The sequence below is a fragment of the Hymenobacter jejuensis genome (genome assembly GCF_006337165.1).
GTDB classification, from domain to species: domain Bacteria; phylum Bacteroidota; class Bacteroidia; order Cytophagales; family Hymenobacteraceae; genus Hymenobacter; species Hymenobacter jejuensis.
Genome location: NZ_CP040896.1, coordinates 561,662 through 584,899 on the forward strand (window position 1 = coordinate 561,662; position 23,238 = coordinate 584,899).

At 56.5% G+C, this 23,238-nt stretch carries 17 protein-coding genes; 12 read left to right on the plus strand and 5 right to left on the minus strand.

What is annotated here, in order from left to right:
• The first annotated feature begins 15 nt into the window (after positions 1-15).
• The 10 genes from FHG12_RS02065 (at position 16) to fucP (ending at position 14,471) form a co-directional block, all read left to right on the plus strand.
• Entirely contained in the window at positions 16-1,032 is a 1,017-nt protein-coding gene (locus FHG12_RS02065) for a zinc-binding alcohol dehydrogenase family protein (RefSeq protein ID WP_139514035.1), read from the plus strand.
• Positions 1,033-1,117: 85 nt separating this feature from the next.
• Positions 1,118-1,582 (plus strand): hypothetical protein, encoded by a 465-nt coding sequence (locus FHG12_RS02070; protein WP_139514036.1) that lies wholly within the window; start codon positions 1,118-1,120, stop codon positions 1,580-1,582.
• A 94-nt stretch (positions 1,583-1,676) separates the two neighbouring features.
• Complete coding sequence (locus FHG12_RS02075) at positions 1,677-3,422, plus strand: glycosyltransferase family protein (RefSeq protein WP_165699276.1); 1,746 nt, start codon at positions 1,677-1,679, stop codon at positions 3,420-3,422.
• 257 nt (positions 3,423-3,679) lie between these two features.
• Positions 3,680-4,285: an RNA polymerase sigma factor gene (locus tag FHG12_RS02080; protein WP_139514038.1), complete on the plus strand. Its 606-nt coding sequence runs from the start codon at positions 3,680-3,682 to the stop codon at positions 4,283-4,285.
• A 182-nt stretch (positions 4,286-4,467) separates the two neighbouring features.
• Positions 4,468-5,577: a FecR family protein gene (locus FHG12_RS02085; RefSeq protein WP_139514039.1), complete on the plus strand. Its 1,110-nt coding sequence runs from the start codon at positions 4,468-4,470 to the stop codon at positions 5,575-5,577.
• A 149-nt stretch (positions 5,578-5,726) separates the two neighbouring features.
• Positions 5,727-9,173, plus strand: coding sequence for a TonB-dependent receptor (locus FHG12_RS02090; RefSeq protein ID WP_165699277.1), 3,447 nt, complete (start codon positions 5,727-5,729; stop codon positions 9,171-9,173).
• 21 nt (positions 9,174-9,194) lie between these two features.
• Positions 9,195-10,697: a RagB/SusD family nutrient uptake outer membrane protein gene (locus FHG12_RS02095; protein WP_139514041.1), complete on the plus strand. Its 1,503-nt coding sequence runs from the start codon at positions 9,195-9,197 to the stop codon at positions 10,695-10,697.
• Between the two features lie 54 nt (positions 10,698-10,751).
• Entirely contained in the window at positions 10,752-11,828 is a 1,077-nt protein-coding gene (locus tag FHG12_RS02100; protein WP_139514042.1) for a LamG domain-containing protein, read from the plus strand.
• A 105-nt stretch (positions 11,829-11,933) separates the two neighbouring features.
• Entirely contained in the window at positions 11,934-13,130 is a 1,197-nt protein-coding gene (locus FHG12_RS02105; protein WP_139514043.1) for a glycoside hydrolase family 130 protein, read from the plus strand.
• Between the two features lie 60 nt (positions 13,131-13,190).
• Entirely contained in the window at positions 13,191-14,471 is a 1,281-nt protein-coding gene (fucP, locus tag FHG12_RS02110; RefSeq protein WP_139514044.1) for an L-fucose:H+ symporter permease, read from the plus strand.
• A 168-nt stretch (positions 14,472-14,639) separates the two neighbouring features.
• Here fucP and FHG12_RS02115 read toward each other — a convergent pair whose 3' ends face one another.
• Positions 14,640-14,852 (minus strand): hypothetical protein, encoded by a 213-nt coding sequence (locus FHG12_RS02115; protein ID WP_139514045.1) that lies wholly within the window; start codon positions 14,850-14,852, stop codon positions 14,640-14,642.
• 115 nt (positions 14,853-14,967) lie between these two features.
• On the opposite strand from FHG12_RS02115, the gene FHG12_RS02120 reads away from it, so the two are divergent.
• Together FHG12_RS02120 and FHG12_RS02125 are read left to right on the plus strand one after the other, a co-directional pair.
• Positions 14,968-15,405, plus strand: a complete 438-nt coding sequence (locus FHG12_RS02120; RefSeq protein WP_139514046.1) for a hypothetical protein — start codon at positions 14,968-14,970, stop codon at positions 15,403-15,405.
• A gap of 57 nt (positions 15,406-15,462) precedes the next feature.
• A complete protein-coding gene (locus FHG12_RS02125) occupies positions 15,463-15,732 on the plus strand; it encodes a hypothetical protein (protein WP_139514047.1) in 270 nt (89 codons plus the stop codon).
• A 78-nt stretch (positions 15,733-15,810) separates the two neighbouring features.
• Here FHG12_RS02125 and FHG12_RS02130 read toward each other — a convergent pair whose 3' ends face one another.
• From FHG12_RS02130 to FHG12_RS02145, 4 genes are all read right to left on the minus strand, one after another.
• On the minus strand, positions 15,811-16,668 hold the full coding sequence (locus tag FHG12_RS02130; RefSeq protein WP_230471258.1) for a DNA/RNA non-specific endonuclease: 858 nt from the start codon (positions 16,666-16,668) through the stop codon (positions 15,811-15,813).
• A 327-nt stretch (positions 16,669-16,995) separates the two neighbouring features.
• Entirely contained in the window at positions 16,996-19,443 is a 2,448-nt protein-coding gene (locus FHG12_RS02135; protein WP_139514049.1) for a bifunctional YncE family protein/alkaline phosphatase family protein, read from the minus strand.
• A gap of 51 nt (positions 19,444-19,494) precedes the next feature.
• Positions 19,495-20,382 carry a glycerophosphodiester phosphodiesterase family protein gene (locus tag FHG12_RS02140; protein ID WP_139514050.1) on the minus strand — a complete coding sequence of 296 codons (888 nt, stop codon included), beginning with the start codon at positions 20,380-20,382 and terminating at the stop codon, positions 19,495-19,497.
• A 236-nt stretch (positions 20,383-20,618) separates the two neighbouring features.
• Complete coding sequence (locus FHG12_RS02145; RefSeq protein WP_139514051.1) at positions 20,619-23,096, minus strand: TonB-dependent receptor domain-containing protein; 2,478 nt, start codon at positions 23,094-23,096, stop codon at positions 20,619-20,621.
• Positions 23,097-23,238: the final 142 nt, after the last annotated feature.

Below are 23,238 nucleotides of genomic sequence, written 5' to 3' on the forward strand. Positions count from 1 at the left end.
GCTATCTACTTCATTATGAATACGTTAGTTTGCATCGAGCCTGGTCATTTTGCCTACGAGCAGCGCCCTGCCCCAGCCGTACCCGCAGGATACGCGCTGGTGCGGATTCGCCGGGTCGGCATCTGCGGCACCGATTTGCACGCGTACGAGGGCAAACAGCCGTTTTTCAACTACCCGCGGGTGCTGGGGCATGAACTGGCCGGCGAGTTAGTTGACACGGGAGGCGCACCCGGCTTCGAACGGGGCGAGGCCGTCACGTTTATTCCGTATTTCGGCTGCGGTACCTGCATTGCGTGCCGTGCGGGTTTGCCCAACTGCTGCACCCACATCAAGGTGTGCGGCGTGCACATTGACGGCGGCCTGACCGAGTTGTTGGCCGTGCCAGCCACTGCTTTGGTGCACGGCCAGGGCCTGAGCTACGACGAGTTGGCGCTCATCGAGCCGCTGGCGATTGGCGCGCACGGCGTGAGCCGGGCGGCAGTGCGGCCCGGCGAGTTTGTGCTGGTGGTGGGTGCCGGTCCCATCGGGCTGGGCGTGATGGAATTTGCGCGCATCGCCGGGGGCCGCGTCATTGCCCTCGATCTCAATGCGCAGCGACTCGCTTTTTGCCGCGAAAAATTAGGCGTAGAATACACCGTAGAGGCGCAAGCGGCCAATCTAATGGAGCAGTTGCACGGCATCACCGGCGGCGATATGCCGACCGTCGTGATCGACGCGACGGGCAGCCAAAAGGCTATCGAGAGTGCGTTTCAGTACCTGGCGCACGGCGGACGCTACGTGCTGGTGGGCTTGCAGAAAGGCGAGATCAGCTTTTCGCACCCCGAGTTTCACAAGCGCGAGGCCACGCTCCTGAGCAGCCGCAACGCCACCCGTGCCGATTTCGAGCACGTCATTGCGTCCATGCAAGCCGGGCACGTCGACCCCACTACGTACATCACCCACCGGGTTCCGTTCGGGCAGGTACAGGCCGAGTTTGCCAGCTGGCTGGATCCCAAAACGGGTGTCATCAAGGCGATGGTGGAAATGCCTTGATTTGGCGGGGTAGCCGCGTGGGTTTGGTAGTCCAGACCCTTTGCTCCTACCTTGGTTGGCGTACGACATTTTCAAGCTACCCTGCATGCCCGCCAGTTTCCAGGATTTTCCCAGCGACAACGTCTCTCCTACGGAAGCCAACAACTTGGCTGCTGAGCCCGAAAATCACATTCTCCCGGAGTCCGTTGGCCACCACAGCCGCCGCGAGCGGCTGAGCGGGGCCGCCGTCGCGACGGCCAGCAAGCTGCTGCCGTTGGTCAAGCTGCTCGACGCCATTCAGCCGCACGTGGCCCACGAATCGGTGTTTCGTACCCGCCGCAAGAAGATTCAGGCACACTTGGCGCTGGTGTACACGGAACTGCACTCCGAACGGCCAAAACGCGAGGCGCTAACTCACGCCTTCCAAACGCTGGCCGACTTGGTGCGCGAAGAAAGCCGCGACATCAGCAAAGACGAACTAAAACAAGCCGCCAAGGAAGTGGTGCTGGCCACACTCAAAAACGCGCCCGCGCTGATCAATGCTGCGCACCAAGCCCGCCTGCTTTCCTGAGTGGCAAGGTAGTCTGCACCAGAAAACATATACTCTTGATATTCAAGCATTCCGACCATCCCTTTCTGTATTCATCACCCGGTTCATAACTAATATGAAAAGTGAAGCCCACGATTTAAGCACTCTTGCAGAAAAGAGAACTAAAGTCAAAATCGCTACAGGTCTATTAAAAAATATCAGTTGGGAATATACGCTACCTGCTTTAGCAATATTCTCTTTGCTAATAAGCTGCATCATTATATCTACCAAGAAGCATTATTGGAATGACGAATTATTTTCTTATTACATGACATCAGAGCCATCTTTTGCTAAAATGCTCGCTGCATTTCATGACAAGCTCAATAATACGCCTATTTTATATTTTTTTCTAGGATGGAATTGGGATAAACTATTTGGTTCATCAGAGATTTCTTTGCGCTTATTTTCCTCTTTAGGTATTTGCGCTGCTTTGCTTGTAACTTGGATAAGCTTGCGCAAGATATACGGCTTCTGCCCAACATCAATCGGTGTATTTTTGATATTTTGTACTTCACAAATAATCCTTACCCAAAATGCAGAAGCTCGAATGTACGGCTTGTTCTTAATCCTTAATGCCTTAGCCTTTCTTTTATATACCAATTTCTATAAAGATCAAAGCCCTTCCACCTTACTGCTTATTTTAAACAGCGTTATTCATGCCGCCATCATACATACCCACCTTTTTGGAGGCTTTTACAGCGGCGCGATCCTCTTTTCATTATTAATATCAGACCGAATCTTTAAATTATTCAGACCTAAATTATATCTATCTATTATTTTAAGTTGGTCTTCTTTAATCCTCTATATTCCCACCTTCTTAATTCAAGCCGATGCAGGTAAACCTCGTACATACATATTTGAACCAAATTTTTTGGATTTAGCTGATGTATATAATCTTACTGCACCGAGTTTTATCAGAAGACCTATTTTATTAGTTTTTCTCTTTGTAATGGCATATCTATTCTGCCTACACATATATAGACGTTCCGCTAAATTCAGAATTTCAAAAACCGAGATACCGAGTCTGGTTTTGGGGATAGTTTTCTTTATAATACCTTTTTTCATATGGATCATTTCTTTAACTATTAAGCCTATTTTTCTAGATCGCTACCTGATTCCGAGCGCTTTAGGCTGGACCATTATAGTGACGTTTATTTCTGCAAAAATGTCCTCTGTATTGTCATCGAATATTCCTGAAAACAAAAATTTAAAATTTAGAAATACAATTTTACGTATATTTGCATATATTTTGATATTTTCACTTATAACAATCATCATTGCATACCCTATATCCGAAGCTATAAAATACGAGCAGGAGAGAATTCCTGGATCAAGCGATATGACCTCAGATATATTACAAAAATATTCCAATCTGCCTAGAGTAGTAACTTACTCCCACTCTTTCCTCGAGCGGATATACTACTCTTCAGAGAGAAATAAGTTTTTCTATATACTGGATTGGAAGTCTGCTACAGACAAATACAGTGGGAGCTTTGGCCCGCAAGAGTACAAACACATGGAAGCGTGGAAACGTAATTTCCCTAATATATTTAAAAACGTTGTAAAATCGGACGATTTTTTGAAACATCACGATCGTTTCCTTGTTCTTGACACACATAATTACCTCTGCAAATGTCCACCAAATCATAAAGGATTGCGCAATGTAGACGTAGATTTTTATTTAGATTGCCCTCAATGGGTTGAGACAAGATTGTTAAACAACAGGCTTTATAAAGTAACTTTTCTTAATAACAAGAATTGGTTTTCAGTTCTATTAGTGGAAAAGCATAATAGTAATAGTAGCCAAGCCCCATTAAAGTAGTTTTATTTGGGATGGGATTACCTATTAAGTTGGCGCTATCCAGAATCGGAAGTAGGCGTATTTTTAGCAGCACCTATCCTTAAAGTTTAGGCGCGGCTTCGCTATTACTGCTCACATAAGCGCTAGCCGGAATATCGCGCGCCCTCCTGTAAGCGATTGGCCGGCATACTTTTTACCGAAAAGTCTAGACTATTCGGGCCGTTCTGGTAGCTTTATAGACCGGGCTATCCGGGAAGTGTACTTTGCCTCTCCCCCGCATGTACGTCCCCACCCCTTCCTACAGCGAACAACGGTATAACGACGATTTGGCGCTGTGGCAAGCCTTCCGGGCAGGCCAGCGGGAGGCGCTAGGAGAGCTGTTTGATCGCTACGCGCAGCCGCTTTTTGCCTACGGCCATCACCTCATCGACGACGCTGAAGCGGTGAAAGATGCCATTCAGACGGTGTTTGTGCACCTGTGGTCGTGGCGGGAAAGCTTAGGCGAAGTAGTAGCCGTGAAGTTTTACTTGTATCGCTGCCTGCGGCGGGAGTTGCTCAAAACCGCTTCGGTGCCCCGGCCGCACCTGGCCTGGCCGTCGCCCGACGACAACGAGCAATCGGCGGAGCAGCGCCTCGTACGCGCCGAAGACGAGCTGCGCCTCTCCGTCAGGCTGCGCTTGTCGATGGATCAGCTTTCCAGCCGCGAAAAGGAAATCATCAACCTGAAGTATTTCAGCGATTTCAAGATCCGGGAAATCGCGAACCTGCTCCAACTCAGCGAGCAAACCGTTGCCAATCAGCTGTATCGCGCCCTCCAAAAGCTGCGCAAAGCATTTGTGCCCTGCCTGGCAGGCTTGCTGTTGCTGGCTTTGCACCGAATGTAAATCGGTGAAAAATATCAAATATTCTTATTTTATAACTATCTGATTGTCAAATGTTTATGCAACACGATCTTAGCAGAACGTGTGAATAGATAAAGGGAAAGGTGCCGGAGCCCAAAAAAATTCGGCGCGGGCGTGGTAGTAAAAGCAGGCCGCGGACTCTGAATAAAGAGCAGCCTCTTCCCATGCACGACTACCTTCACTTTTCCGCCGAGGATTTTGCCCAAGATGACTTCTTTGTCCGGTGGGTTCTGAGGCCTGATGCCGACACTGAAACGGTGTGGCAGGACTGGCTGGCCACGTTTCCGTTTCGGCGCGACGAGGTGGAGCTGGCCCGCCATCTGGTGCTGGCCTTGCATCAGGTAGCGCAGCCGCGGCTCACGGTCAGCGAAAAAGGATTGCTCAAACAACGCATTTTCGAGCACCTGGACGCCCAGGAAGCCCCGGCGCCGGCTGCCAGTCAGCCCCGACAAGTTCGTTGGTACTGGGCGGCGGCCGCGGCGGTGCTGTTGCTGCTGGTAGGCGGCTGGCAATTTTGGCAAACGCTTCGGACAGCCCCCGATCCGGCGTACCAAGAGCTGCTGGTGCAGGCCCAAGCCACTGATTTGCTAAAGGAAATCGTGAATACCGCCCAGTCAACTCGCCTCGTGGTGTTGCCCGACGGCAGCTCGGTGTTGCTGCGTCCGCACAGCCGCTTGGCGTTTCCGGCGCAGTTTACGGGGCCTAACCGCAACGTGTACCTCAACGGCACGGCTTTTTTTGAAGTGGCCAAAAATCCGAGCTGTCCCTTCTTCGTCAATACGTCTCACCTCGTAACCAAAGTCTTGGGCACCAGCTTCGAAGTGCAGGCCCCGCCCGACGCCCCCCGCGTGATGGTAACCGTGAAAACAGGCCGCGTATCGGTGTATCCGCAGGGCGGCACGGAGGCCCAGACCCAGCGCCGCACCCGCAAGCTAGAGGGCTTTGTGCTGCTGCCCAACCAGCAGGCCACCTATCGCCTCACCGACCAAAAGCTGTTGCGCACGCTGGTGCCGCAGCCAACCCTACAGGCCAGCGCCGGCCCGGCCGCCTTCGAATATACCGAAGCACCTCTGCGTCAGGTATTTGCCCAGTTGGAAAAAGCCTACGGCGTGCACATCGTCTACGACGAAGCGGTGCTGGGCAACTGTCCGCTCACGGCCTCGCTCACCGACGAGCCGCTGTTTGCCAAACTCAACCTGATCTGTAAAGCCGTGCGCGCCAACTACGAAGTGCTTGATGCACAAATAGTTGTAACGGGCCGCGGCTGCCAATAAACCGCCCATTTTCTTCTCTATTATGACCTAACCTGCAATCGTTTTCTGCCGCAAAAATGGCCGGTGAAGCTCGCTCCTCCACCGGCCTGGGTTCGGCGCACCGGGCAACCGGCCACGCCTGTTTTATTCAACTAAAACTCCCCAACAGTATGCTGAAAATATTACCCACCCGGGCGCAGCAAGCGCGACTCACGCGGTTGCTCTGGCTCACTGCACTACTGGTTATGACCGGCGTGCGTGGGGCGGCCGCTGCCCCAGCCGGGCCCACCCACGATGTACTGACGCGGCGCATCAGCCTGAAAATCGACAACCAGGAACTCAAAACCGCGTTGCGGCTCATCGGCCAACAGGCCGAGGTTAAATTTGTATACAGCTCGCAGCTGATCGACACGCGGCAAAAAGTAACGCTACAAGTGCGCGAGCAGCGCCTCGACGAAGTGCTCAACCGGCTGCTCACCCCGCTAGACTTGGTTTTTGAAGTGCTTCAGGATCAAGTAGTTATTAGCCGCGCCGAAACAACGGGCGCCGCGGCACCGGCGCTGCTGCCGAAGCCCCAGCCGAGCCCGCCTCCCGCCGACGTAACCGTGTCGGGGCGCGTGACGCAGGCCAACGGCGAAGGGCTGCCAGGCGTCACGGTGCTGGTAAAAGGCACCACCAACGGCACCACCACCGATACCGGCGGCAACTTCACCCTGAACCTGCCCGACGCCAACGCCACGCTGGTGATTTCGGCGATTGGGTTTGTGACGCAAGAAGTTAGCCTGCAAGGCCGAACGCAGCTCAACGTGGCGCTCCAAACCGACGTGAAAGCGCTGGAAGGCGTGGTAGTGATTGGTTATCAGACCCAGAAAAAGTCGGATTTGACGGGCTCGGTGGCGCAGATTAGCCAAGGCGATATTGCAAGCATTCCGGTGACCGGCGTTTCCCAGATTATGCAGGGCAAAGCCGCCGGGGTAGCCATCACGCAGGCGACCGGCGCGCCCGGCGAAAACATCGCCGTCCGGATTCGTGGGGTGGGCACCATCAACGACAACAACCCGCTGTATATCATTGATGGTGTGCCGACTAAGGACGGCATCAACCAGATTTCGCCTAATGATATTGAGAGCATCAACATCCTGAAAGACGCCTCTTCGGCCGCTATCTACGGGGCGCGGGCTTCGAACGGGGTGGTGATTGTGACCACCAAACACGGCAAAACGGGTAAGCCCCGACTGAGCGTGAGCGCATACACCGGGGTGCAAACGGCATCCAATCTCATCAAAATGGCCAACACCAGCCAGTACGTGGCGGCCTACAACATCGCGGCCCAGAACGACGGCCGCGACCAGATTCCGGCCACGCTGGCCGCCACGCTGCCCAACGTAAACTGGCTGAAGGAGGTGCTCAAGCCAGCCCAGCAGCACAACGTGCAAATGGACGTGAGCGGCGGGGGCGAAAACTCCCAATACATCGTGTCGGGCAGCTATTTGAAGCAGGATGGCCTGATTAAGAACTCATCGTACGATCGCTACAACCTGCGTACGGCCCTGAACAGCACCTTGTCGAAATACGTGAAGGTGGGCACCAACCTCAACTTGTCGTATTCCAAAACCCGGCAGGTAGGCACCTCTGGCGACGGCTTCGGCGACGGCAACCCCGGCGCCAGCATTGTGCGCTACGCCTTGTTTCGCACGCCGGCCACGCCGGTTTACAACGAGCAGGGGCAGTTTGTGGACTTGCCGATGGCGGACGGCAAAGTCGCTTCGGCCTTTTTCGGCGATGGCATCAACCCCGTGGCCCTGGCCGACGCCGCCAACCGCAACTTTTACCGCTATTCGGCGCTGGGCAATGCCTACGTGGAGGTCAGCCCCGTGGAGCACCTGCACATCCGGTCGGATTATGGCATCACGTTCCAAATCACTGATTACAAGCAGTTTTTCAAGACGTTTGGCATCGATCGCTCCTTCAACTCGCCGCCGCAACTGGCGCAGTCGAACACCAACGAGTTCAACTACAACTGGACCAACACGGCCGTATATGACCTGCCGTTGGGCAAAAGCACCTTCAATTTCTTAGTTGGGTCGGAAGCCATCAAAAACAACGTAAGAGCTATTTCGGCGTCGCGCCGGGGCTACGTCGATCAGTCGCCGACGTTTCAGTACCTCGACAGCGGCACGGGCATTCAGCAAAACGGCGGTGGCGAGGCGCATTCGTCGCTGCTGTCGGGCTTTGGCCGTGTGGCCTACGACTACGACAGCAAGTACCTGGCTAGCTTCAACTTCCGGCGCGACGGCTCCTCGCAGCTTTCGCCCGGCCTGCGGGCCCAGAACTTCTATTCGGGCTCGGTAGGCTGGAATTTAGCGCAGGAGCAGTTTATGCAGGATATCAGCGCGGTGTCGCTGCTCAAGCTGCGGGCCAGCATCGGGCAATTGGGCAACTCAGCCATTGGCAACTACCCCTACGCCTCGCTGGTAGGCGGCGGCTTTTACTATCCGTTTGGCGGCGTTTCGACCCAGGGCCTGAGCATCGTGACCAAGGGCAACCCCAACGTGCGCTGGGAAACCAGCACCCAAACCAACGTGGGCGTGGACCTGGGTCTGCTGAAAGGCGCCTTGCAGTTCACAGCCGATTATTTCATCAAGAATACGTCGGATGTACTGCTGTTTTTGCCGCAGCCCAGCAGCGCCGGCAACGGCGGCAACCCCGCCGTAAACGCCGGCAAAATCCGCAACAACGGCCTGGAACTGGAGCTGCTCTACCGCAGCGCTATCGGCAAGGATTGGAGCTACAACCTGACCGGCAACTTCGCCACGCTGCACAACGAGGTTATTTCGCTGGGCACGGCCCCACCCATCGTGGGCGGGCGCATCGACAACAACTATTACGCGACTCTCACGGCCGTGGGGCATCCGATTGGGGCCTTTTACCTGTTGCAGAAAGAAGGCATTTTCCAGAACGCCCAGGAGGTTTTCACCCACGCCTACCAAGGGCCGGGCGTGAAGCCCGGCGACGTGAAATACAAGGACATCAGCGGGCCTGATGGCGTGCCGGACGGTGTGATTGACGGCTACGACCGCACGTTTGTGGGCAGCCCGATTCCGAAGTTTACGTACGGCCTCACGGGCAACGTGCGCTACAAAAACATCGACCTGAGTGCCTTTTTCCAAGGCATTTATGGCAACAAGCTCTACAACCAGGTCAATACCGACATCGAAGGCTTTTACCGTGCTTTCAATATCACGGAGCGCGTGGCCACGCATTACTGGACGGCCGAAGGCAGCACCAACGAGTTTCCGCGCCTGTCGTGGACTGGTGCTTCCAACAACAAGATGCCCTCCGACCGCTTTCTCGAAGACGGCTCGTACCTGCGGCTCAAAAACCTGCAACTGGGCTACACCTTCGGCGACAAAATCTTGGCGCCGGTGCGCGTGTCGTCGGTGCGCCTGTACGCCAGCGTGCAGAACCTGCTGACGTTCACCAAATACACCGGCCTCGACCCCGAACAGGGCACCAACAGCAACTCCCTCGGCGACGGTGTGCGGGCCACGGGCATCGACTTCGGGACATATCCTTCGGCGCGCACCTTTACAGTGGGCATCAATGCCAGCTTCTAAATACTTGATAATCAAACGGTTATGAAAACAAAACCTTTTGCCATCAGCCTATTGGGAGCGTTGATGCTGACGGCGGTCGGCTGCAAGGATTTTCTGGATCAGCCGGTGCTGGGGCAGTACGAAGCCGGGCAGTTCTTTACCTCCGACACGAACGCCCTGCTGGCCGTCAACAGCGCGTACGTGCCGCTTTCGTTTCGCGATGCGGCTTCCAACGCCATTTGGGTGCTGGGCGATGTGGCCTCCGACGACGCCGTGAAAGGCAGCAACCCCGGCGACCAGGCCGATTTTGAAAACATCGACAACTTCAACATCGCCCCCATCAACGCGGCCGTGGAAGCCCAATGGAAACGCGACTACGACGGCATTTTCAAGTGCAACGTGGTCATCGACGGGCTGCCCGACGCCAATGCCAGTGTGAGCGCCGACGTGAAGAAGCAGGCCGTGGGACAAGCTAAGTTTTTGCGCGCGTACTACTACTTGCAGCTCACGTCGCTCTACGGCGATATTCCGCTGCGCGTGAAAGTCGAAACGCCCGAAGAGTTACAAAGCCCGGCGGTGCCGCAAGCCCAGATTTACGCCCAGATCGAGGCCGACTGCCAAGCCGCCGCCGACGCGCTGCCCACCACGTGGCCCGCTTCGGACGCCGGCCGGGCCACGAAGGGCGCGGCGCTGGCTTTGCTGGCCAAAACGTATTTGTATGAGAAAAAATGGGCGTTGGCAGCCCAAACTGCGCAGGCCGTAGGAGCCTTGGGCTACAGTTTGTTACCGGTATTTGCCGATAATTTTCGGGCGGCCACCAAGAACAACAAGGAGGCAATTTTTTCGGTGCAGCACACCAGCGGCCTCAGCCCCAACCAGGGCAATAACCTCAACCAGTGGTTTGCCCCGCGCCCGCAAAACGGCTACGGCTTTTTCTTCCCGACGCAAAAGCTCGTCGACAACTTCGAGCGCACTGCTGCCGGGGTGGTCGATCCGCGGCTCGACTACACGCTGGGGCGGGCGGGGCAGTCGTTTTTCGGCGTTCCGTTTGACACTACCTGGACGACAACCGGTTACGTCTCGAAAAAGCATTTGCAGCCGCTCACCGAAATTCCGGCTACCATCAAAGGCGACGGCAACCTCAACTACGAAGCCATCCGGTACGCCGAAGTGCTTCTGATTCAGGCCGAAGGCTTCAACGAAGCCGGTAACAGCGCGGCGGCGCTCGCGGCCCTGAACCAAGTGCGCAAACGGGCCCGCGAAAGCTATCTCTTCGATACCACGCTGCCGAATGCGGGCAAGGTGCCAACGGGCCTGCTGCCCGACATCACGACCACCGACCAAAGCCAGTTGCGCGACCTTATCCGGAGGGAGCGGCGCTCCGAGCTGGCGCTGGAGTTTCAGCGGTTTTTCGATGTCATCCGCTACGGCGAGGCCTACGCCCGCCAGGCCCTGAGCGACCGGCCCAACTTCAACTACGCCAAAAACAAGTTTTTCCCCATTCCGCAGAGCGAGCGGGATACCAACAAAAAGTTGGGCTTATAGCCGCACACGCATTCTTTCTTTTCAATTCCCACCTTTTTTTCCAATCCACTACCTATGAAAAGGCAAAAGCTTTACCTGCTCATCCTGTCTTGGCTGATGTTTGGCGCTATGGCGGTCGTTTCTTCCTGCTCCAAATCGGACAACAACACTCCAACCGTCAACGCCGACAAAACCAAGCTCACAGCGCTAATCGACTCAGTAACATTGGGTTACAACGCCGCCGTAGAAGGCACAAAACCGGGCACCTACGCCGCCGGCTCGAAAGCCACCCTCAAAACCGCGCTGGATCTGGCCACGGCCACCAAAGACGATACCAAGGCCACGCAAGCCAGCGTCAATACGGCCGTGGCCAACTTGCGCCGGGCCGTGGTGACGTTCCAGAGCAGCCTGATTCAGGAAGTTTCGGCGGCTAACTTGGTGGCCCAGTGGAAGTTTAACGGCAATGCCAACGACGCCACCACCAATGCCAACAACGGCACGCTGAAATCGGGCACCGTCGGCACCGACAAGGCGCCCGTCGACGGCAACACGCTGCCGGTGTTGGTGGCCGACCGATTTGGGCAGGCCAACCAGGCGTATGAGTTCAACAACGGCGCCTACATCGAGGTGCCTTATAAAGTGGCCCTCAACCCGCAGGCAATCACTGTCAGCGCGTGGTGCAAGCGCATCGACACCAACGAAAACAACTACATCGTGTCGTTGAATCGCTGGAACGGCTACAAATTCCAGCTGCAAAGCGCCAACAAGCCCTTCTTTACGGCGACTACCACTGTGGGCATCTTCGACAAAGACGCCGAAACGGGCGTGGTGGCGCTCAATACCTGGACGCACGTGGCCACGTCGTACGTTGATGGCACCACCAAGTTTTACGTGAACGGCGCGCTGGTAAAAACCTGGACCGACACCAAAGGCGCCATGAAGGCCGTGCCCGAACTCGTAAACCTGTGCATCGGCCAGCAGCTGCCGAAAGACGTGTACAACCGGGCTCCCAAAGCAGGCCAAGCCGCCGACTACTTCGCCTACTACGGCCCGTCGTATTTCAAAGGCCAGCTCGACGACATCCGCATCTACAACCGCGCCCTCACCGACGCGGAAATCCAGTCGATATTTACCATCGAAAGCACGAAGTAGCCCAGGCAATTTCGGCTGACTGCAACAGGATTATCTCAGGGCATTTCACGTGTGAAATCCCCTGAGATAATTTATTGTATATCAATAAATTAACTTGAAAATCGAATGAGCATTTTCAATAAGAATCCCGGCCGCACTGCCGGAAGTGCTGCCGCCCTGGCGCTGGCCGTGCTGCTGGCGGGCTGCAACGGCACCGACCGCAACCAGTCGGCGGCTACGCCGCCCAAAGCCGAGTGGACGCTGCTCAATTTCACCAAAGTAGATAGCGTCAACCCTATTATGGGGCCCAGCACGGCCGGGCATTTCCTCGATCCCATTCTGAAGCAGCAAGTGCTGTGGGAAGAAAAGGATGTGTTTAACCCCGCCGTGGTGGTGAAAGACGGCAAGGTGTACATGCTCTACCGGGCCGAAAACAAAGTAGGCGCGTTTGGCAAAGCGTCGCGGATCGGGCTGGCTACCAGCCCGGACGGCATTCACTTTACCCGCATGACCGAGCCCGTGCTTTACCCCGACAACGACGCCCAGAAGCAGTATGAGTGGCCCGGTGGCACCGAAGATCCGCGGGTGGTGGAAAGCGACGACCACACCTACTACATGACCTACACGGCCTACGACGGCGACAAGGCGCGCCTGCACGTGGCTTCCTCACGTGACCTGCTGCACTGGACCAAATACGGCAACGTCTTCGCGCAGGCCGCGGGCGGCAAATACGTGAGCAAGTGGAGCAAGTCAGGCTCGATTGTGTCGCGCTACGAAGACGATGGCCGCATTGTGGCCGCCAAAATCAACGGCAAGTATTGGATGTACTGGGGCGATGCCCAGATCTGGCTGGCCACCTCCGACGACCTGATTCACTGGACGCCCATCGAAATGGCCGACGGCGAAAAGCCACCCGTGCCGCTGCGCGCCCAAGCCCTGACCATGCCGGAGCTGAAGATTGTATTGCCAACCCGCGAAGGCAAATTCGACAGCGACCTGGTTGAGTCCGGCCCGCCGGCCATGCTTACCGACCAGGGCATTCGCCTGATTTACAACAGCCGCAACGAGCCCTCTTTTGGCGATAAATCCCTACCCGTGGGCACGTATTCGGCGGCCCAGGCCCTGTTTGACAAAAACGACCCCACCAAATTGCTGCAACGAACAGATACGTATTTCATGCGCCCCGAGAAGCCCTACGAAACGACGGGGCAGGTCAATCAGGTGGTATTTCTGGAAGGCTTGGCACGTTTCAAATCCAAGTGGTTTCTTTACTACGGCACCGCCGACTCCAAAATAGCCGTCGCGACCCGGCCCGTCGATTAATGGTTATATTCTCACCCTCGACGACGCACACTTTTCGTTAATCCATTCACCATCAGGCCTATGCACTCAGCCGCTACCACCGCCACCGTAGACCATTCTACCCGCGCTGCCTTCACCGAAAAGCGCTACCTCATCACGCTGGCCTTCGTCACGTCGCTGTTTCTGCTCTGGGGCGTGGCCATCACGATGGGCGACGTGCTGAACCGGCACTTCCAGAACGTGCTGCACGTGTCGAAGGCACAATCGGGGCTGGTGCAGTTTTCCATCTTTGGAGCCTATGCCGTGATGGGCATTCCGGCGGGCCTGTTTATGAAGCGGTTTGGCTACAAAAACGGTGTGTTGCTGGGCTTGGCCTTGTATGCCACGGGTGCGTTTTTGTTTGTACCGGCTGCCAACGCTGACTCATTCGCCTTCTTCCGTGGGGCGCTGTTTGTGCTCGCCTGCGGCCTGGCCACGCTCGAAGCGGTGGCGCACCCGTTCGTGGCTGGCCTCGGCGACCCGCGCACCAGCGACCAGCGCATCAACTTTGCGCAGTCATTTAATGGACTGGGGGCCGTGCTGGGGCCGCTCATCGGTGGCTATTTCATCCTGCGTGCCGGCCAGGCTCACTCCAACGACCTCGAATCGGTAAAGCTTCTCTATCAGATCATTGGCAGCGTAATTCTGTTCATCGCCGTGGCCTTTTTCTTTGTGAAGGTGCCGCCCGTGCAGGACGCCCACGCGCCCGTGGTGCCCGGTGCCGAAGCCGGCGGCTACGCCGAAGCACCACCCCTGGCCGACCAGCCCCGCGGCAAAACGCTGTGGCACTATCCGCACTTTGTGTGGGCCGTGGTGGCGCAATTTTTCTGCGTCGCGGCGCAGGGCGGCACCTGGGCATTTTTCATCAACTACGGCATTGAGAAAATGGGGCTACCGGCCGAAAAAGCCTCGTATTATTTTTCGCTCAGCATGGTTTTGATGATGGCCGGCCGCTTCTTGGGCACCTTTCTGATGCGCTTTATCGCGCCGAACAAGCTGCTGGCCACCTTTACGCTGGGCAGCATCCTGATGTGCCTGATTGTGGCGCAAAGCTTTGGCTGGCCGTCGTTTATCGCGCTGCTGATGCTCAATTTCTTCTTCAGCATCATGTTCCCTACCATTTTTAGCTTGGGCCTGAAGGGGCTGGGCGAGCGCACCCAGCAGGGGTCGTCTTTTCTGGTGATGGGCGTAGTGGGCGGCGCGGTATTTCCGCCAATCATGGGCCTGGTCGCCAACCACGACGTGGCCGCGGCCTACTACCTGCCCATCATTTGTTACGTCGTGATTTTTCTGTTTGGGGCTCGCTTCTACCGCGTGCGGTAGGCTTTGGGCGAAAAGCTGCGGCCATAAACAAGCATGCGCCTGCTGCTCAGGGAGTTTCCTGAGCGGCAAGCGCCTTGCGGAAAAGATCGGCGGCCAGCCTTTCTGTGCTCATTTCAGCAGAAAGACGAACGCGCCAACTTGTTTTACAACTAGTTAATAACCAATTAGTTATCTCACAAAGAAACCTTTTTCCTCCCAAGCTTTCACGTTCTGGGTGCGGACAAAGCGGGTTTCGATATGGCCCCAAGCATCTTGCTTGTACATGACGGTTTTGCCTTCTTCCCGGCTTTGCAGCGCGATAAGTTGGTCGGCGTGCGAGATGGCAGGAGCGGCAGGTTCAGCAGATTTGCGGGGGCGCGGGCGTTTTACAGAAGTCGACATAAGCAAATAACGGCAAAACCTGCCAAAAAGGTTCGCTAGTCTCGGCCGAGTCAGCTGGGCAGTGATTCTGCTGGCCGCAAGTGGCTGAAAAAGAGGCCGCCAAAAATACAACCTTATGGGGGTCACTTACGAATTAGCAGGTGTTGTGGGAGTCGCCATCCGGCGCTTTGCCGGCGGCGCGCTCGCCTATCCTTTTTCTGCTGCTACGCTCATGGGCAAGGACAAAAAAAAGAAAGCGAAACATAAGAACCAGCCGGCGCAAGACCTCTTGGACCGCGCTGCCGTGTCCATTAAAAAGTTTCGCCGCATCACCAAGCAAATTGCCAAGCTGAGCCCAGGGCAAAAACTGGTTGGCGGCTTAGCTTTGGTGGCGACGGGCTTGGCGTATCTGGCTCAACAGCAAGCCTATACGCGCTCTTCTGCCGCAGCAAGTGCCGAAGCCGCCGAAGAAAACAGTGCCTCATCACTCCTTTCGGAGTCCAAAACCGACCCTGACAACGCACGCGGATCGTTGGGCCGGCCTAAGAAACACAGAGAAATCGGGCCCGCTTAGTGGCCCTTGGGGCTGGCTCAAACGCCCCGCTACTTTTCACCTTTTATCGCATGTGTCATGACTAAAAAGAAAAAAAAAGCCAACGTCGGCAAGAAGAAGACGTTGCTCGGCGGCGCCGCCAAATCGCTTAAAAGCTTGGGCAAAACTACCGGCCTCAGCCGTTTGAGCACCGTGCAGAAAGTGGTCGGCGGGGCCGCCCTGGTGGGCTTGGGCCTAAGCTACCTCACCAAACGACGCAGCACCCCAGCCGGTCCCGGCCCCGCTTCCCACACTGGCAGCCCGGAGCAACTTCCGGACACGCCCGGCACTGATTCGTCTTTTGGGTAGCCGACTAAAAAACGGCATCCTTTGCAACTACTTAAGGTTAAGATAATTGCATAAAAGGAACCCGTTTTAGTCGGTTCTCTATTGGGTCGGGCCGTTATCGGTACGGGCTTCGACTACGCTTTGGACCGACGCGGACACCGCCGAGAGCAGATCGTAGCCGGTGGCCTGCTCAATGGCATCGACCGTGGTGCGGTAAGAGCCCCACGTGGTGAGCAGGCTGTTGTCGTTGGGGGTGTTGATGGCGATTACGCGCGTGCTGGTGGTCACGCGGCTGGCATCGTCGGTGCCGTTGGGCAATACGACAATGACCTTCCAGAGGCGGTTGGGCACGGTCACGTGGCCGTTGTCGAGGGTGCTGAGCGGGCCGGCCGAGCCGGTGCCGCCTTTGCCGTAGCTACCGCAGATGAGGTAGAGCTCGTTGCCCGCGTCGACCAAGGTGCGGCAGTAGTTTTCCAGCCCGGCCCAGGTTTGCTGGTTGTTGCGCGGGGCCTGGGGCACCATGTTGCTCATCAGAAACGTGGCCGAGTTGTCGGCCACCGACCCGGTGCGGTCGGCCGAGGGGCACTGGTGGCCCCGGTCAAAACCCGAGCCCGAGTAGCTGGTGGCTTGCACGCGATACCAGCCCGTAGGCAGCGTGTTGTCAGCCGCGAAGTTGTCTTGGCGCGGCGTTGAGCCCAGCCAGGCGCTGCTCAGGTGCCAGCTCACCCAGTTGGGCGTGCCCCGGTCGCGGTGGTACGACATGGTGTATTGGGGCTTGACTACCAAGTAATTCCAATAATAATAAGGATCAGCGACGGCCCCGCTCGGGTTGCCAAGGGCCAAGTTGCTGTCGCGGCTGGCGGTGGCGTCGGCACTTTGGGCCGCCCCTTTCAGTACTGAAGAGGGCGCGACCAGCTCGTCGTGCGAGCAAGACACCGCTAAAACACTCAGGATCAAACCTGTAAGAAAACGGGAAAGAGTTTTTTTCGTCACGATACGTTTTGAAAGGGTGAAGCGACACAAACCTCTTGTTCTTCTCCCCGCGAACGGTTACCGCAACGTTATGTTATCATTAAAAAGCCGGGCAGCGATCTGATCTGACTGCTTTCGGATCGCCAACCCGGCGGATGAAACCATTTGGTAATGTTTTGACTTTGCCGCACTAAGCCGGCAAGAATTGAATCAGTGAAAATTATACTAATTCCTGATTGCCCTAGACAAAAGTATCTACTTGATTAGTTGATTGTTAGCCACAAATGCTGCACGTCAGGGCTGAAGCACTAACTAATCATCGTCGTCTTTGCGGCGTTTTTGCTCCAGCTTCAGAAAGGCGCCCCGCCGGGGCGCCGGCAACACGGCGTTTTCGCCTTTGATGGCTTTCCAAACAACTTCGTTCAAGTCTAGGTCGGGGGCGGCATCTTCGCTGGCGAAGTTGAAGTGCTCCGAGCGCTCCGCGCTTTTGTTCCAAGCCGTGTTTCGGGTTTCCAGGTTGACGCGGGCCGCCTTGACGTGGTACGGCGCCAAGTCGGGCGTGGCTCCAAAACAGCCGTACAGCGGCAACGCGGCCGCATCGTACTGGCTCATGGGTGGCAGCCCCAAGATCAATTCCATCGTGCGCAGCATGCCCGAAGTGGAGTACATTGTGTGGTTGACCGTGCCCTTTTTGGTGTAGGGGCTGATCACCAAGGCCGGCGAGCGGTGGGCATCGACGTGGTCGGGGCCGTTTTGGGCGTCGTCTTCCAGCACAAAAATGACCGACTCCTTCCAGATTCCGCTTTTGGACAGGTGTTCCACTAACTGCCCCAGGGCCAGATCGTTATCGGCTACGGCCGCCACGGGGGCGATCTTTCCGCGGCGCTGGCCGCTGGTGTGGTCGTTGCTGAGCCGGATGGTATTGAAGTGCGGCACGGCACCCAACGCCAGCAACGAATCGAAATCCTGCTGCCAGATGCGCACGCGCTCTACGTCCTTCACATCGAGGTCGAAGCCGGGCGACTTGGGCGAAATATGCCCTTCCAGCGATTTGAGTGAGGTTTTTCCGTTGTCGGCAAACTCGCCGTAGCTGCGGTATGTGAGGCCGGCGCGCTGGCAGTAGTCCCAGATGTAGCCGTCGCGCGGGTAGGCAATTTTGCGCGTGCCTTCGTAGTCGTAGGTGCCGCCGCGGCCGCCGTAGCTGGTGGGCCAGGTTTTCTCGGTGTAGTCGGTGGCGTAGGCGGCCATACTCCAGTTATGGCCGTCGGCACTAACTTCGGCGTTCACGTAAAAGTTGTCGAGCAAGACAAACTCGCGGGCCAAGGCGTGGTGGTTGGGCGTTACCTTTTCCGGAAAAATGCACAGCGTTGTGTCGCCGTTGCCTTCCTTCATATCCCCGAATATTTGATCGTAGGTGCGGTTTTCCTTGATGACGTAGAATACGTACTTGATCGGCGACTTCTCCCCTGCGCGCCGCGGAATGGGGTTACCCGCTTCACCTTTTGCCTGATTCTCAATCTCTTTCGTGAAAGGCGAGTTGGCGTATACCTGCGCCGAATAGGCCTTCAGCTGGGCTTCGTTGGGCTGGTTGATAAAGGACAGCGTTCCCTTAAACAAGCCACCGATGTACTGCACTTCCGATTGCTCGGCCACGCCGGTGTGCGAGCCGCTGGTATCGCTCCGCTTCACCGGCTGCGGACCAGCCGGGTTAGCCAGCGAAGAAAAACCTTTGCCATTGGCTACCAAGATCTTCTGTCCTAGCGTTTTGACGTTGGTTGGGTACCACCCCGTCGGAATGAAACCTTTAGACGAGCTTTTGCCCGGCACCGACACATCAAACACGGCCAGGCAGTTATTGTCGGCGTTAGCGATGTAGAGCGTTTTCTCGTCCGGCGACAGTGCCAAGCCGTTTGTTGTCGAGCCGGTGAGCTTCGTGGGATAAAGCGCAGTCGAGATGATTTCCAGCACTTTCCGGGCCCCAGCGTCAATCACCGACACCGAATTATCGTTGGCATTGGCCACGAACAGATACTTGCCGTTGCGCGTTTGGAGGAGTTCGTTGGGGTGGCTTTCGGTGGCTATTTCGCCCGTGAGCTGGCCGGTTTGGGTATCGTAGAGCGCAATTTTGTCGCCGCCCCACAGCGAGATATACAGCGTGCGGCGGTCCGGCGACAGCAGGCAGCTGTAGGCTTCGTGCCCCAAAGCGACCTTCTTAATTACGGCTTTGGTTTTGAGGTCGAACACGTACAGCGCGTTGTCCTCCTTGGTCACGGTGTAGAGCCGCTGCCGAGCGTCGTCGAGGTCGATGCCCGTGGGGCCGATTGCTTTGGGCCACGCCTGACCGAGGCGCAAGGTGTCGGCGGCGCCCAGCTTTTTGTTGACCACAGGATACACCACAATCACGTTGTCGTTGCCGCCCGAGGCGTACAGCTTTTTGCCGTCGGCGCTGAACTTCAGACCGTACCACGATTTGCGGATGGTCTTTTCATCGAGCAGCGTACCACTTTTAGGATCAATGAGTTGGATGCTCTGCCGGCTCTGGCCGTTGTTGGTGACCGCTAGCAGCTGGCCCGACCGTGAAAGCTGCATGTTCAGTGGCAAATCGCCCAGGGGCAGCGAAGTGCCGGCCGGGCTCAACGACCAGCCGTTGGGCAACAGGATCTGGCGGGCCTTGGGGTTGTTGGTTGGGCGTTGGGCCGTAGCCGCAAAACCACTTATCACGAAAAACAGGCTAACAATTCCTTTACGTGCGTTACGCATTGATATACTGAATGTTATAAGTGATCAGACCGGAGATAACCAACCGAAAAATCAAGGCTTTCGGGCACCGAACAAATCCGGGTAATCGGTGATGATGCCGTCGACGTGCTGTTGCACCAATTGCGCAAAGATGTCGGCGGAATTTACAGTCCAAGGAATGACTTTTATGCCGCGCGCATGGCAATCCTGCACCAAGCCTGCGGTAACCAATTGATATGCAGGACTGTAAATAGCAGGCTTAAAGCTCAGGCCTTTCAGGTTGTGCTCCAGCCCGTACAGGTTTTCGACCAGCAAAGCCGTTTGCATAGCCGGATACAGGCGGTGCACCACTTCCAGCGTGCGCGGGTCAAACGACTGGATGATAACCCGATTTTGCACGCCCTCCGCGACAACCACGGCCAGCACCAGCTTCACAAACTCCGTCGGCGCCGGATGCAGCACGCCGTCGCCGGCGGGCGTGACTTTCGTTTCGATGTTGTAGTACGGGGCCGGCCGTTTTTTCAGGTGCGCGTAGGCTTCCGCCGAGTCAATCACTTCGGCTAATAAAGGCTTGTAGGTGCGCAGCTTTTGCTGACGCGGAAATTTCGGATTGCCCTGGCTGCCCACGTCGAAACGCCGGATTTCGGCATATGGCATGGCGTAGAGGCGGTAGTGCTGCTCATCGGCTTTCGGGATGGGCCTGCCCGCTGACGTGCGCACAAAATCGGCGTTCATGTAGGCATCGTGAGAAAGCAGCGGTTGCTTGTCCTGACTGATGGCAATGTCCATTTCCAGCGTCCTGACGCCCAAATCGAGAGCCTTGCGCATGGCCGGAATCGTGTTTTCGGGCATCAGACCGCGACAGCCGCGGTGGCCTTGCAAGTCGAGGGGGCGCTGTGCTGCCGCACCCAGCGCGCACAGCCACAGCAGCATCAACAACAAGCAGCGCGTCTTTTTCATGGCCTTACCGGTAAAACGGCAAAATCCAGAAGCCGCGCTCCCGGATTTTGCTTACGCATAAGCTTAATCTACAACTATTTAAATATCAATTCCTTACCAGATATTCAAAGCATGAGCTTTCATTCAGCTGTAAGCACCTCCCCCAAGATGATTTCGGACGCAAAGCTAGCGGGGATAAGTTACGGGAATGTGACGCTTGTGCTACGCCACTGTGTTCTGTCACGAGCAACCGGTGCTCACGGCTTGCCCGTGCGGTTGAGTTCTTCCAGCGATGCGCTGTGCTTAACTGCCTCAAAGTTAGCGCCTTTGCTGAAGCGGTAGCCCAACGTTAGACGAACGGTCTGCGAGCCAGAGTACAGGCTGATGGCGTTGATGTTGCCGTTGAGGTTGGCCGTGGCCTTCAGCAAGCGACTCCGAAAGAGGTCGGTTGCGCTAAGGCTCAGGTCGAGCTGGTCGTGCAGGAAGGAGCGCTTCAGGCCTGCATCCACCCACCAGTTGGCTTTCAGTTGATACAGCCCGTACGCCATAGGCCCCTGATACCCAGCACTTACCTGCAACCGGAATTGCCGGGGCAGCTGTACGCTCTGCGACGAGCGGGCCGTAAAACTCACCTGCTCATTCGTCAGCGTTTGGCCCTGTAGCACTTTGGTAAAGCGCTGGTACGCCACGGAAGCGGTGTTTGTCATTTGCCAGTTCTTCGTCAGCGTAACCGGCGCGAGCAGCGTGGCGTTGAGGTTCTGAAAATCGTTGACGTTTTGCTGCTGAAACACAGTCGTTTGGTCGACGGCGCGCTGCTCCGGAATCTCGGCGATGTAGCCTTTCGTCACGGCATAGCCTACCGTCAGGCTGTACTGGTGCTTCAGCATCTGCCCCACTTCCAACGTGCTGGTATACTGCGGCTTAAGCGAAGGATTGCCTTTGATCCAGGAATATGGGTCGAGGTAGAAGATAAACGGATTCAGGGTTTCGTACTGCGGCCGGTCGATGCGGCGGCTGTAGCTGTAGCTGATTTGGTAGTCGGGGCTGATGGTTTGCTGAACTTGCAGGCTCGGAAACAGGCCTAGGTAGCTGCGCTGGGTGGATTGCGCCAGCGTCAGGGAGTGGCCGTGGGTGCGCGTCTGCTCGGCCCGCAGGCCGCCCTGCACGCTCCACTGCTGGCCCAGGCGCGCCGCAACGTTGGCGTACGCGGCATAGATGTCTTCCTGGTAGCGGAAGTGGCTGCTCCGGGTGGCATCCGGCACGGCTTGCCCATCGGTTAAAGCAAAGAAATTCAACTCGTTATCCGATATAACCCGGCTGGCCTTAGCGCCCAGCTCCAGCTTAGTCGTTTTGGTTAATGGCTTGGCGAAATCGGTTTTGGCCGAATAGATGTCGTAGTGTGTCGGGTTGTGACTGGTGAGCAAGGTGCTGAACGGCCCGGCGGCCCGGCCCAAGCTGTCGAAGTGATTTTGGAAGGTCGAGTTGTTGTCGTTGAACAACCGCACATAGTCCGCATCGGCGGAGATGGTGGTGCCCACCGTATCGAGCTGGCCCACATAATGCAGATTGGCAGCCCCATTGGTTAACACGCTATGTGCTTGATTATTAGCCTGAATAAAGAGATCGTCGGGAGCGTAACCGGTGCGCAGGTAGGTGCCGGTCCGGAAGGCGTCGTTGGTGTTGCGCTGGGTTAGGCTGGCCGTAACGCCCAAGCTGTGCCGGCGATTGAGCGCATAGTCGGCGCTGAGGCGCACGGCCGGCACGTAGTGCACGCCGTTTTCGTGGTCGTTTTGGTCGAAGGTGCTGGTCGTGGCTTCGCCCCGAAATTCGCGGTGCATCTGATTGGTCCGAAACCGAGTGCGGCGGGCCATGTCCACCCCTAGGGAGGTATTCCACTTGCCCTTCTTGTAGTTCAGATTGGCCCCCGTGCTGTAGCCGTGCAGCCGGCTGTACTGGTACTGATAGCCAGCGTACACGCTGCCGTTGAGGCCAGCCACTTGGTTTTTCTTCAGGTTGAGGTTGATAATGCCCGCCGAACCCGCTGCATCGTATTTAGCTGACGGGTTGGCGATTAGCTCCAAGCTTTTGAGGTTGTCGGCGGGCATGGCTTGCAACAAGGCCTGCAACTCCTTGCCCGAGAGATACGAGCGCTTGCCGTCGAGCAACACTTGCACGCCGGCTTTGCCGTTGAGCTGAAGGTTGCCGTCTTGGTCTACTGCCACGCCGGGCGATTTGGTGAGCACCTCGTAGGCTGTGCTACCGGCCGCCAGCGGGGTGCCTTCTACATTCACAATCATCCGATCTGCTTCCTTCACCACGGTAGGCCGCAGGGCCTGCACCGTCACTTCCTGCAGCATTTTGGCGTCGTTTTGCAGGGTCAAAACGCCGCAATCTTTGCGGAAATCGGTATTACCAACAGTGAAAGAGGGCGTTTGCAGGGGCGCATAACCCAGCATGGTTACCTTCAGCAGGTAGGCTCCGGGGGTAGGGGTTCTTAGCGAAAACTTACCGGCTTCGTCGGCTGCCACGCCCGTTACGAGCGCATTGGTAGCGGCATTGAGCACCACCACGTTGGCAAAGCTGACGGCCGCGCCCTTTGCATCTTTCACCGTCCCCGAAAGCATGCCCTCGGCAGGCTGGCCAACCACAGCCCGCCCTAAACAGAAGTAAAGCAACCAGAAAAGCAGGCCACGCAGGCGTTGCGGACGAAACAGGGAAGTAAGCGTTGGTTTCATGGCAGTATGGAGGATGGGGTGAAACACACTCTCAGCGCGTCAAGCGACTGATGCTCAAATGTGTGACACACCTCACCCTCCCGAAACCAAAAACCCACGAGAGCGGAAATCCGGACTGTGAACGAGGATATCAGGCCAATGA